General features: G+C 39.5%; 11 protein-coding genes and 2 pseudogenes. 6 read left to right on the top strand and 7 right to left on the bottom strand.

The window, feature by feature from the left end; translation table 11 throughout:
• Window positions 1–4: 4 nt before the first annotated feature.
• Window positions 5–877 (bottom strand): LysR family transcriptional regulator, encoded by an 873-nt coding sequence (locus P4S71_RS17070; protein ID WP_337151096.1) that lies wholly within the window; start codon window positions 875–877, stop codon window positions 5–7.
• Window positions 878–1,011: 134 nt separating this feature from the next.
• On the opposite strand from P4S71_RS17070, the gene P4S71_RS17065 reads away from it, so the two are divergent.
• Window positions 1,012–2,133, top strand: coding sequence for an S-(hydroxymethyl)glutathione dehydrogenase/class III alcohol dehydrogenase (locus tag P4S71_RS17065; RefSeq protein ID WP_337151095.1), 1,122 nt, complete (start codon window positions 1,012–1,014; stop codon window positions 2,131–2,133).
• Window positions 2,134–2,205: 72 nt separating this feature from the next.
• Window positions 2,206–3,047: pseudogene (gene fghA / locus P4S71_RS17060) on the top strand (S-formylglutathione hydrolase).
• On the opposite strand, the gene P4S71_RS17055 reads toward fghA, so the two are convergent.
• Complete coding sequence (locus P4S71_RS17055; RefSeq protein WP_096792994.1) at window positions 3,001–3,375, bottom strand: hypothetical protein; 375 nt, start codon at window positions 3,373–3,375, stop codon at window positions 3,001–3,003. The pseudogene fghA and the gene P4S71_RS17055 sit on opposite strands and share 47 nt — an antisense overlap.
• Window positions 3,376–3,888: 513 nt before the next feature.
• On the opposite strand from P4S71_RS17055, the gene P4S71_RS17050 reads away from it, so the two are divergent.
• Window positions 3,889–4,305 carry an MgtC/SapB family protein gene (locus tag P4S71_RS17050; protein ID WP_002960738.1) on the top strand — a complete coding sequence of 139 codons (417 nt, stop codon included), beginning with the start codon at window positions 3,889–3,891 and terminating at the stop codon, window positions 4,303–4,305.
• A 147-nt stretch (window positions 4,306–4,452) separates the two neighbouring features.
• A pseudogene (locus tag P4S71_RS17045) lies at window positions 4,453–4,737 on the top strand (heparan-alpha-glucosaminide N-acetyltransferase domain-containing protein); the annotation flags it as partial.
• A gap of 235 nt (window positions 4,738–4,972) precedes the next feature.
• On the opposite strand, the gene P4S71_RS17040 reads toward P4S71_RS17045, so the two are convergent.
• Both P4S71_RS17040 and P4S71_RS17035 read right to left on the bottom strand, forming a co-directional pair.
• A complete protein-coding gene (locus P4S71_RS17040; protein ID WP_337151094.1) occupies window positions 4,973–5,947 on the bottom strand; it encodes a transposase in 975 nt (324 codons plus the stop codon).
• A gap of 142 nt (window positions 5,948–6,089) precedes the next feature.
• Window positions 6,090–6,839, bottom strand: coding sequence for a helix-turn-helix transcriptional regulator (locus P4S71_RS17035; RefSeq protein WP_337151093.1), 750 nt, complete (start codon window positions 6,837–6,839; stop codon window positions 6,090–6,092).
• Between the two features lie 141 nt (window positions 6,840–6,980).
• Between P4S71_RS17035 and P4S71_RS17030 the strand changes: the two genes are divergently transcribed.
• Window positions 6,981–7,355 carry a DUF3224 domain-containing protein gene (locus tag P4S71_RS17030; protein WP_337151092.1) on the top strand — a complete coding sequence of 125 codons (375 nt, stop codon included), beginning with the start codon at window positions 6,981–6,983 and terminating at the stop codon, window positions 7,353–7,355.
• Between the two features lie 98 nt (window positions 7,356–7,453).
• Here the strand turns inward: P4S71_RS17030 and P4S71_RS17025 are convergent, their stop codons facing one another.
• Window positions 7,454–7,636: a hypothetical protein gene (locus tag P4S71_RS17025; protein WP_337151091.1), complete on the bottom strand. Its 183-nt coding sequence runs from the start codon at window positions 7,634–7,636 to the stop codon at window positions 7,454–7,456.
• A gap of 397 nt (window positions 7,637–8,033) precedes the next feature.
• Window positions 8,034–9,941, bottom strand: coding sequence for a beta-ketoacyl synthase (locus P4S71_RS17020; RefSeq protein ID WP_337151090.1), 1,908 nt, complete (start codon window positions 9,939–9,941; stop codon window positions 8,034–8,036).
• Between the two features lie 126 nt (window positions 9,942–10,067).
• Here P4S71_RS17020 and P4S71_RS17015 point away from each other — a divergent pair, with 126 nt between their 5' ends.
• The gene (locus P4S71_RS17015; RefSeq protein ID WP_337151089.1) at window positions 10,068–11,078 is read left to right on the top strand and encodes a GlxA family transcriptional regulator; all 1,011 of its coding nucleotides are present in this window, start codon (window positions 10,068–10,070) and stop codon (window positions 11,076–11,078) included.
• 54 nt (window positions 11,079–11,132) lie between these two features.
• Here P4S71_RS17015 and P4S71_RS17010 read toward each other — a convergent pair whose 3' ends face one another.
• On the bottom strand, window positions 11,133–11,645 hold the full coding sequence (locus P4S71_RS17010) for an MgtC/SapB family protein (RefSeq protein WP_002960746.1): 513 nt from the start codon (window positions 11,643–11,645) through the stop codon (window positions 11,133–11,135).
• Window positions 11,646–11,647 lie beyond the last annotated feature (2 nt).

Below are 11,647 nucleotides of genomic sequence, written 5' to 3'. Positions count from 1 at the left end.
GCGGTTAAGCTTTCAGCCCTTTAACTAAATAATCGAGCAATACCCGTACATTAGTGGCCACAAACTGCCTTGGTGGATATACGCCCCATACCCCTTCTTGCTGTGGTTGATAGGGTGTTAAAATAGGCACCAATTGCCCTGAGTTAATTTCGTTTTCAATGTAGTAGTCTGGGAGCTGTACAATACCAAGCCCCTTTTTTGCGCCATCCACCAGCGCCCAACCACTATTACACTGTAGCCGCCCCGCTATTTTAATGTGTTTATCGCGCCCATTTTCGTTTACGCGCCAGTAGCTACTATTTCCAATTAAACATTCATGGCTGTTTAGCTCGCCTAAAGTGTGCGGCTCACCAAATCGCGTTAAATACTGTGGTGCCGCGCACATAATAAAACGCCGCGCACTTAACCTACGCGCTTTTAAGCTCGAATCTTTTAAATGCCCTAACCTTATGGCTAAATCAAATCCGCCCTCTAATAAGTTTTCTTGTTCGTTACTTAGTGTGGCAACAACTTCGACCTCGGGATGATCCTTCATAAAATTATGCACTATGGGCATAATAAAGCTCTCTCCGTACATAACGGGTGCTGTGAGCTTTATTTTACCTTTAGGCGTACTTTGTTGCTGAGCAAGGCCTTGAGTTGCCTCGTCCATAGCGTGTTGTAAGTGCTTTATTTGATGTAAGTACACTTCACCTTCTTTAGTTAAAACCACTTTACGGGTTGTACGAGTTAATAGTTGTGTATTTAAACGTTGCTCAAGCGCCGTAACATGGCGGCTAATATGCGCAACCGAAAGCCCAAGCATTTTTGCAGCCGAGGTAAAGCTGCCCTCCTCCCCTACGGCTATAAATTCATCTATTCCATTCCAACGCGCCATTATTACCATACTGTAAAAGTGTTTTAATAAAATTGAGATTATCATTATTTGAGAAACAAATACAATAAGCACATCACCCAAGCAAATTGGGTCTACAATTATTTTTTAATAGCCAGTTAAAGGAAATAAAACACATGTCTGAATTTATTAAATCAAAAGCCGCCATTGCTTGGGGTCCTAATCAACCACTTAGTGTTGAAGAAGTTGATGTGATGATGCCTAAAAAAGGCGAAGTCATGGTAAAAATTACCGCTACAGGTGTGTGTCATACCGATGCATTTACATTATCAGGCCAAGATCCTGAAGGCATATTTCCTGCTATTTTAGGTCACGAAGGCGCTGGTGTTGTCTATGCTGTTGGCGAAGGCGTAACGAGTGTTGAAGTTGGGGATCATGTTATTCCTTTATACACTGCAGAATGTGGCGTATGTAAAATGTGTACTTCAGGTAAAACTAACCTGTGTTCAGCCGTGCGCGAAACACAAGGTAAAGGCCTAATGCCAGACGGCACTACACGCTTTTTTAAAGATGGCCAACCAATTTATCACTACATGGGTACATCAACGTTCTCTGAGTACACTGTATTGCCAGAAATTTCACTCGCTAAAGTAAATAAAGAAGCATCACTAGAGGAGATTTGCTTACTAGGCTGTGGTGTAACAACAGGCATGGGCGCAGTTACCAACACAGCTAAAGTAAAAGCTGGTGACACTGTTGCTATATTTGGCTTAGGCGGTATTGGTTTGTCTGCGATTATTGGCGCAAAAATGGCTGGTGCAGGTCGTATTATCGGTGTTGATATAAACACCACTAAATTCGATTTAGCTACAAAACTAGGTGCTACTGATTTAATTAACCCAAAAGATTTCGACAAGCCAATTCAAGAAGTTATTGTTGAAATGACTGATGGCGGCGTTGACTACTCGTTTGAATGTATCGGTAATGTTGACGTAATGCGCTCAGCGCTTGAGTGTTGCCACAAAGGTTGGGGTGAGTCGGTAATTATTGGTGTGGCAGGTGCAGGCCAAGAAATATCAACCCGTCCGTTTCAGCTGGTAACTGGGCGTGTATGGCGTGGTAGTGCATTTGGTGGCGTTAAAGGCCGTTCACAACTCCCTGAAATTGTTGAGCGTTACATGGCAGGTGAATTTGCTCTTAGCGACTTTATTACTCACACAATGAGCCTTGAAGAAATTAACGAAGCGTTTGATTTAATGCACGAAGGCAAAAGTATTCGTACAGTCATTCATTACTAATAAACTGCATTCGTAAAATAGCTTATTAATAAGCCGTAATACTTTTAAGTTTACGGCTTTTAAGGATTAAGTATGTTAGAAAATATCTCAAGTGTAAAAGTGTCTGGCGGTTGGCATAAGCAATATACTCACAGCTCGCAAAGTACACATTGCACTATGCGCTTTGCCGTATTTTTACCACCTGGCGCAAGTGAAGCAAATAAAGTACCGGTACTTTATTGGTTATCAGGTTTAACCTGTACCGACGAAAACTTTATGCAAAAAGCCGGTGCATTTAAAAAAGCAGCAGAGCTGGGTATTGCTATTGTAGCGCCTGACACTAGCCCGCGTGGCGAGAACGTACCCAATGAAGACAGCTACGACTTTGCACAAGGTGCAGGCTTTTACGTAAATGCTACGCAAGCTCCTTACAACACACACTTTAATATGTACGATTATGTTGTTAATGAATTACCAGCACTTATTGAACAACATTTTCCGATAACAAGCACAAAAGCAATTAGCGGTCACTCTATGGGCGGGCACGGCGCTTTAATGGTCGCGCTTAAAAATCCTAAAGCATACGTTAGTGCATCTGCGTTTAGCCCTATTGTTAACCCAATAAACTGTCCTTGGGGCGAAAAAGCATTTACTGGTTATTTAGGAAATGATAAAGCGCTTTGGGCACAGTATGACAGCTGCGAGCTGATGAAAAACGCAGAGCAGGCTCATTACTTGCCCATGTTAGTGAGTCAAGGTGATGCCGATGGTTTTTTACAAGAGCAACTTAAGCCAGAAAACTTAGTCGCTATTGCTGATAAAAAAGCTACCCGCTTACACTTGAAATGCAAGCAGGCTACGATCATAGCTACTTTTTTATAAGCAGCTTTATTGACCAACACTTATTATTTCATCATCAGTTTTTAACTGCTTAGCCTCATTAGTGTGTAGAGATGACTTTTCTACCTCTACACACTCTTTTAGACTTTTAGTGACCTGCCTACATACTTGCGTAGTAGTGCTTTCCCCTTTAACTAGGCTAACAAGAGCCGAATCTATCTTTAATCCCATATCAGTAAAGTTAAATCCGTTTTTATCTGTAGGTACTGGCTCTAGTGGGTTTTTATAAGGTGTTGACTGCGCCGGGCTAATACTATTTTTATCATTACGCGCCTGAGATTGTGCTTGCCCATCAATAATAGCGCCCGCAACTGTACAGCCAGAAAGGCAATAAAAAAACAAAAGTACAATAATTGTTTTCATCATTCATCCTTAACAAAATATTACCTAAATTGTATACGTTTTTTATTGTAACTCTGTAAAAAAATGTAAGTATTACTACCTAAAATCATTTATAAACTTTCTTGTAACACCCACCAGCTGCAATATAAAAAATGGCGACCCTAAATAACCTAAAATTTTATTAATGGTAGGTTGTAAGTGTTCTGTGAGAAGTTCAGGAAATAAAAAAGCAAAAACAGATAACCCAGCGCAAAATAGTAACGCTGTTTTTTCAAGTTTAGTGGGTGTGATTAATGTTTTATTTAAAGGCAAAAGGTTCACATAGGTGTCTTTTAGGTATGATAAAAGAATACGGGGCTTTAAAACTCAGATCAAATTAACTATCGCGTAAAATAGTAATAAAAACATGTAAAAGTTTCCTCAATAATTTTTATTAAACTCAGCTTCCTACAATAAACCATTGATTATTAGTTATTTATGCAACGGCCCACTGTTTGCTTATTATTAACAAAATTAACCCGCATAGGCTCAATAATGGAAATTGATTTACAGTGGAATGAAATCATCGATAACTTAATACATTTAGGTATTGCATACCTACTTGCGCTACCTATGGCTTACGACAGAGAGCGTAGCCATGATGGTGCAGGCCTTCGTACCTTTCCTCTTGTTGCTGTTGCATCGTGTGGGTATGCATTAATAGCGATGTCGGTTTTAGATGGCGCAGAAGCTCAATCTAAAATGTTGCAAGGCATCATTACTGGCATTGGTTTTATTGGCGGTGGCGCAATTTTGAAAAATAACAAATCAACCTCCGGTACAGCAACCGCAGCCAGTATTTGGAATATGGGCTTAATTGGTATAGCTGTAGCCTATAGCCGTTACGAAATAGCCATTTTGCTCGCCATTATTAATTTTATAACGCTAAGGTATGTAAAAAAGTTTAAGTGATAATTAGCTGTATCATTACAAGTAATGCGAGCAAATATTGGTCGTATTATGTGTATAATCACTGGCAAAATATAAATACACGATTTCAATTTGATACAATATAACATATAATAAATACAGTTTTAAATCACTCTATATAGCTCTCTTATGTCGCTACCTTCAACCGATAACCGCTTACATCATATTGATATATTACGGGGCATTATAATTATATTTATGGTTATTGACCATGGTATGTATTATTGCCTTAATTACTCAGTTACCGATCCGATGACCATTCCAGGGACTGATCCCGTTACCTTTTTTACGCGTTTTGTTTCTCACTTTTGCGCACCACTCTTCGTATTCTTAGCAGGTCTATCTGCGGCTATAACAGAGCATAAATATGTATCCAATAAAGCATTTTCACAAAGCTTGATTATTCGTGGTTTAGAAACTAAAATTAAACTAGACTAAAATTAAACTAGACAGCCACTCTAATTGAACAAATAAAACTGTGCCATATAATTTAATTTTTAGGTTAATAATATATCTTTTATCGTCGGGTTATTTTCATTTCATCCATTAAATAAGTCACTAGCACTCTTAATCTAAATTGCACGCATGAAAATGACTGCATGGTGCAGTTGTGATTTATTACTGAATAGTTTTACTGAGTAGTTTAAGTTTATGCAAGTAGCTTTTCGCAGTTACTGATGTTCGCTCGCCGTTTTCTGTTTAAATTTTCACAGTAACTTACTTGTGAAGTAGGCCTGCCCACTGCACCATGGAATACGCGTGTAAATTGCGTAGTCAGTTTTAACCAGTTTTCTGGGGATATATTTAACCTTTCAAGCAAAGGAAGGTTCGTATTATCAATATACCCGCGTTTATCCTCTCGTATTATTCGCCCTGTTAGCTCAACAAGTTCAAGGTACGATTTAAGCTCAAACGGTAACCCTTTAGGCATAATCTGACGTGGCATACCTACAAAACGTAGTAACTGTTTAGGCTGTTTACCTTCTGCCGCACATGTTAAGCGCTTTTGTACGCTGGTATGGTCTGACTCTTCTGGTGTGTTAGCCATTTTAGCTCTAATGGGATTTAAATCGACATAGGCCATACAGGCTGCAAGTGCTGCTTCATCAAGAAGTGCTTGTGACCTGAAGCGCCCCTCCCAAAACCTACCCGTGCAGTTATCTTCTTTATTTGCTCTGCGCGCAATGTCTTCATTTAATAACCGCATAAACCAGCTGATACTTGATAAGCGTTCGCGGTATTGTTTTACTGTTTGATTAAAAAAGATAAGTTCCGCTTTACTTAGCTTTTCACCCTGTATGTATTTTTGTGTAAGTACTGTGCCTTTACAGAGTTTATGCCAGCGAATAACAATCGCTTTATCATTCAGCCTGTTTGATTTCTTATCATCTACATACAGTATTAAATGGGTGTGATTACTCATTACGGCATAAGCACACACATCAATACAAAATACTTTAGCTAATTCAAGCAGCTTATCTTCAACCCAGCCTCGTCGATGCTCATAAGACTGACCTGTAAAGTGATCTTCACCACACAAAAAAGCACGACGCACGCAACGTGAAATACAGTGATAATATTTTGTATCAACCAAACTTACTTGACGCTTTCTTGCGATTGCCATAAGACACTCTGCTTATTTTTTGCACTGACAAAAGCCTAGTACTTAGTTAGCCTAACTGCAAAAAATTAGGATGGATGTCTAGTTTATTTTAAGTTTATTTTAGTTTATTTTAGTTTATTTTAGTTTACTAGGATATAAAAATTCACTTTAGTTTGTTGTATCTGTTCGGAGTTATCCCTAAAATTTCTTTAAAATCTCTAATAAGGTGAGATTGATCAACATATTCCAATTGGGTAACAATATCTAAGATGCTAACTGAGTTGGTTTCAAGTTCATCTAAAACCCTACTAAGTCTGTATTTACGTATAAGCCATTTAGGACTAAGGCCTACATATTCTGAGAAGTATCGCTGAACAGATCGTGAAGAGATGTCAGCATAGCTTGCAACTTGCTTAACTGTACAAATATTTTCATTATTTTTTATCAATGAGACCAAACTTTGAGTGATAGCCTTTGACTTAGTGATCGGTTGAACAAAAGAAGCAAGATTATCATGGATATAGCTAATAACCTCTAAATCGTTTTCATGTTCATATAAAGATATTGAATTATTTACGAAATCTAAGCCAAATATCTCTTTGGCTAGCATCTCTCTATTAACATAATCTTCAATCGGCAGAGGTAAAAGTTCCTTTAAGGCGCCAGTTTCAAATTTCACACCTATTATTCGTCCTACCCCTTCCATTTTATAAGAGTATTTTTTGCTCACAGGCCCCAATAACTTTACCCCTTCATTACTGATAATTAAGTGAAAATTTGGATCGGGTAAGTTTTGTTGAGTATGGGTTCTTTGCTCTTCTAAGTTCCAACTCACAAACCAAAATTGTTCAATAAAACCATTAAAAAGGTCACTTGGAAAATACCTACGTAAGTGATAGTTCTCTTCACTCACCTGACGGTGTAATCCCCTTTTATTTCTTCATTATTTATTTTCAAATCTGATCAGTCTTTGTTTATTGTCGCGTTTTTACTATACCAAGCAACTAATAACGTAGTAACATTTTTTTGTTAGGTTGATTAAAAGGAAAAAACTATGGAGTTAAAAGGCACATTTCAGATTACTGACTGGCAAGAAAACGTTGAACAAGAATTTGAAAATGGTAAGAAATTGAGTACCGCATTGGTACAACAAGCTTACTCAGGTGATATTAATGGTAATAGCGAAGTAAGGTATCAACTTTACTATAGCGAAAGTGGTGATGCTCTGTTCAACGGATTTGAAACCATTACGTATGATAAAAACGATGAACAATTTGTACTCACATTAAAGCATGATGGAAAATTTGAGAGTGGGATTGCATCAAGCAAATTTACAATAGTTGATAGTAGCCATGAATGTAGCCTAATAGGCAAAAGTGGCACCTTCAGATCCATAGAAGGAGGGAAAGCTACCTACCAAATTTCATAAACTTTTACAAAGCGGACAATACTATTACGTCCGCTATTCACTCATAGCCGAAATTCGGAAAAGTGCCACTTACGGTCGTTGGTAACCTTAGCCTTTTGTTAATAGCTCCACACTAACCAATTCTCAAAGACACCAGCCCTTTTCTTTAGTACAACTATTTTAAAATACTTACCACGCTTCGTGTTCCTAAGCTCAATAACCTTAGCTGAGCGTAGCGCTTTAACTGTTACTTGCTTTGCTTGGCGAGCAAGATCTTTCTCTTGTTTACGCTTACCGCGCATTTCAGGTGTGCCGACACCCGCTACGCGAATACTAATACTCTCCCTATCAGAGAGTGCAAACCCGCGATATTAGCGCGAAAGGTGTCACCATTATAAATTGAAGTAACTTTTCCAATTATCAACGTTCCGTAGTTTTTGCTTTTGTTTTTGATAAGCTCGGCGTGAGCATTGAACTCCTGAAGTATGAATACAATAAATAGTTTCGCTGTGAATTTTAGAACGATTTAGAGCGGATAAATAGGTCTGTTTGTTGATCTGTACCAATTCTAATATTTAACAAAATATCACTATCGTACATCCCATTAAATACAAGCTGTTGAATATTTTTTATGAGTGCATTACTTAATAGGCATTAAAAAAGGCGCTTAAAAAGCGCCTTGCTAACAAGTATGTGTGCTTAAAACATATCTTGGTAGGAATTTGTTGTACTAAACGTAATTGCTTTTTCAAAGCCAGGTAGTTGTATACTTTGCTCGTCTATTACAATGTCGTTGTCGTCAATTAAACCATCGCCAAAGCGGTAAATAAGTTCATACTGGCCTAAATCGGCTTGAGCTTGATACGTTTGTTGCGAAGCGCTAACCACACTATTTTTCTGTGTGTAACTAGTCATAACTTCATCGCCATGGCGCTTAGCAAGCATTTGCATTGTTACTTTTGGTGAAAGTACAGTCGCTGTTGCATTGTTTCCGCCAAAGCCTTTTGAATTTATAAAAGCAATATCCATATCAGCGCACTCGTAATGGCTATTACGAATATCAAGATGATCGGTGTAAACATCATCAGCCACTTTATCAATTGTGGTAATACCCGGCATAATATTATGACTAAATATGCCTAACGCAATCGCTAACTGGTCACCGCTTGCAGGTGCAATAGTATGGCCAACATACGCTTTTGGCGCTGTTACTTTCCAGTTATCAATAGCAAACGTTTGCGCTACTTTATGATAAATCAAAGACTCTGTTACACGGTTTTGCGGTGTACTAGAACCATGGGCTAAAATAAAGCTACGTTCTTGCAGTGCTTCTTTACCTAATAAGCTGCTAGCAAGTGCGGCTGATTTTGCCATTGTAATATAGTTACCAGGTCCAGGTGATGTAATCGACTTTTTAACGCCATCTGCATTTACAAACACATCCGGTACGCTGCCCATAATATCAGCGCCCAACTCAAGGGCTAAAGCATCATCCATTAGAATAGCAACTTGCGCGCCTTCACCTAATGTAAAGCCACAGTTATCGCCAAATGGGCGGCTGCTATTACGGTAGTCTGGTTCTTCATCATTTGATAAGTTATCTAAACGACGAAGCCCTTCAACATTAGCAAGTGCACTCATGTTACCAAAGCCTTCTACAACTTCTGGTGTAATAGCACACTCAACACTTGCGACAACCGCAACGCGTGTACGCCCTGCTTGTATATCATTAACCGCTGCACGTAAGTTATATAAAAACGTAGCACAGGCACCCGAAGTCGAAAATGTAGTCCCTACATTGCCCGTAACATAGGCATTAATAAAATCGGTAGACATTGTATTTAAGCCCAGTGCTAACTGCTTCGTGCTAACACGATCGCCCTGTTGGCGCGCTTTTACTAAACCGCCAAGGCCTTTGTCGTCCATTTGGCCAATTACCGATGCTGAATAGGTACCAATTTTATCTGGCTCTACGCTATTCATAATATGCTGCCAATCAAGCCCTGTTGATTTAATAGCATCAGTAGCTGCAAAAATAGTGGCTTGCAAACCACGAGGCTGATAGCGGCTGTTATACATAACTGATGGATCAAACCCTGTAGGAAACTGCCCTGCTGATTTAATCGGGTTATCACGTGTTGAGTCGTGCTTAACATCTATATCAGCGGCAATAGTTACTTTTACTTTTTTGCCTTCAAGCTCTTCAACTTGCCAGCTAGCAGGAACCGGTGTAGGTAAGTCGCGAGCACGCGTTTCAAACACAATTGCGTTATCGCTTGATGCCCTCAGTGTCATTTTTTGCTGCCACGGTGTTGCGTCTGCGTCAAAGTGTTCTTTTTCAATTTTACGAATAAGTGTACCAGCAATAATTTGCTCACCAAAGCGTGCTTCTATGTCGCTTTGCTCAACATTATTACCTTGTGTATCTTGTAATTGGCCGTTTACAACGCTTACTAGATTCATCAGTGTGGCGAGGCCTAAGAATGTTTCACTGCGATCTTGAGCATTTAAACTATCTAACACGATACGGCGATAACCTTGATGAAAAGAAGTACGGCCAGCGGCGTTAATGCCACCCATGCCTACTATAACGGGTAATGCTGTCATAATTTACCTTTTAGAAACGTGTTATAAGGAGAAGAAGCAGTTTAAATGGATTATGCACCACACATTGTGCTTTAATAGCCAAATATTCAGCACAAAAGGCCAAAAGACACTGGTCGGAGCATTTACATGACTGATAAACACACTAATCCACCACTAAACATTGCTATAGCGGTATATCCGCATTTATTAGTGACTAGTTTAACGCTGCCTATAGAAATGCTAAGAGCCGGCGAGGCCTTTGCTAAAGGGCATCTTGATAAGCAAAGCTTTAGGCCACTTGCTATAAATTTAGTGGCTAAAAATGCAGAATCTATAGCTACTCGCGCAGGCCTTGCGATAATTCCTGATTGCATAACAACTAATGCGCCCTACAGCGATTTAATTATAGTGCCTGGTATTTGGCGAAATCCGCGCCCTGTGGTACGTACAAATCAAGAGGTAGTTGATTGGCTAAGCGAGAGCTTTAGCGCAGGCAGCCATATAATTGGTGTAGGCACTGGCAACTGCTTACTAGCTGAGGCTGGCTTACTTGATGGGCACCCTGCTACCACCCATTGGCATTACGCCAAACAATTTAGCCACGACTACCCGCTGGTGCACTTAAAGCCCGACTTTTTTATAACCCAGTCAGAGCGAATGTATACCGTAGCAAGCCTTAATGCCCTTGCAGATGTGATCGTACATATTATTAGTCAGTACTATACAAAAGCCGCCGCTCAACATGTAGAGCGTAATTTTTCGCACGAAATACGCAAACCCTACGAAGATCAACGCTACTTAGAAGGTGCAGTAGACCGCCACCCCGATGAGCTAATTGCGCAAATTCAATTTTGGCTAAAAACCAATTTAGCCACCGAGTTAAACCTGCAAGAAGTCGCGGCACAATTTAGCTTAAGCTACCGTACTTTTACCCGCCGTTTTAGAGCCGCAACAAACCAAAGCCCTATTGAGTATTGGCAACAATTACGCGTAGAAGGCGCAAAAGAGTTATTAGCATCATCAAATTTATCAATTCAAGAAGTGGCTTTAGAAGTTGGATATAATGACCAAGGGCATTTAACCCGCGTGTTTAAAAAAGTATTAAGCCAAACGCCTAGTGGTTATAGAAAAGTAGTTAGGAGAAAGTTATTTGGCTAATTATAGTGCTTGTTCGAATAGTACTAATTTCAATAGCACTAAAAAACGCCACTTTTAGTGGCGTTCTGATTCGTTAAATTCTTTTCGATAGTAACGTTTTTGATAGTTTTTTACTTTAGTGTGTACGCCTTTGCTTAAGCTTTTAAATTTAGCTTCGAGTACGTCTACACCGTATAAAATGCCGACCACCAGAACCGAGAGTTTTATTGCAGCGCCAAGGTTTTCGGTCGCTATCATAACGCCTATTGATGCAAGCACCCAAATGGTTGCAGCAGAGGTTACGCCAACTACCGCACCATCTTTAGCGAGCATAACGCCAGCCCCTAAAAAGCCAATACCTGTAATTATTTGCCCCACTACACGAGAATGATCTATTACATCCCCTTGTAAATTAAACGCAGTGGATAAAAACAAATACGTACCCAAAGTTATTAACGCAGAGGTACGAATACCTACAGGTTTGCCGCGCAACTGGCGCTCTATACCAATAATGGCACCGCAAAAAGCCGCAGTACCAATAGCTGCCCACGAATACGGGGCTACATCAATTAAATCTAAAAAAGTCACTG

This window comes from Pseudoalteromonas sp. B62 (assembly GCF_037162565.1).
Classification (GTDB): domain Bacteria; phylum Pseudomonadota; class Gammaproteobacteria; order Enterobacterales; family Alteromonadaceae; genus Pseudoalteromonas; species Pseudoalteromonas fuliginea.
Note: the sequence above shows the minus strand (reverse complement) of the source record. Positions and strands in the feature narration are given on the sequence as shown.

Coding starts and splice junctions, on each gene's coding strand:
- P4S71_RS17020 (WP_337151090.1), bottom strand. CDS start 9,941: ATGACAGCATTACCCGTTATAGTAGGCATGGGTGGCATTAACGCCGCT.
- P4S71_RS17015 (WP_337151089.1), top strand. CDS start 10,068: ATGACTGATAAACACACTAATCCACCACTAAACATTGCTATAGCGGTA.
- P4S71_RS17070 (WP_337151096.1), bottom strand. CDS start 877: ATGGCGCGTTGGAATGGAATAGATGAATTTATAGCCGTAGGGGAGGAG.
- P4S71_RS17065 (WP_337151095.1), top strand. CDS start 1,012: ATGTCTGAATTTATTAAATCAAAAGCCGCCATTGCTTGGGGTCCTAAT.
- P4S71_RS17030 (WP_337151092.1), top strand. CDS start 6,981: ATGGAGTTAAAAGGCACATTTCAGATTACTGACTGGCAAGAAAACGTT.
- P4S71_RS17050 (WP_002960738.1), top strand. CDS start 3,889: ATGGAAATTGATTTACAGTGGAATGAAATCATCGATAACTTAATACAT.
- P4S71_RS17040 (WP_337151094.1), bottom strand. CDS start 5,947: ATGGCAATCGCAAGAAAGCGTCAAGTAAGTTTGGTTGATACAAAATAT.
- P4S71_RS17025 (WP_337151091.1), bottom strand. CDS start 7,636: ATGCGCGGTAAGCGTAAACAAGAGAAAGATCTTGCTCGCCAAGCAAAG.
- P4S71_RS17055 (WP_096792994.1), bottom strand. CDS start 3,375: ATGAAAACAATTATTGTACTTTTGTTTTTTTATTGCCTTTCTGGCTGT.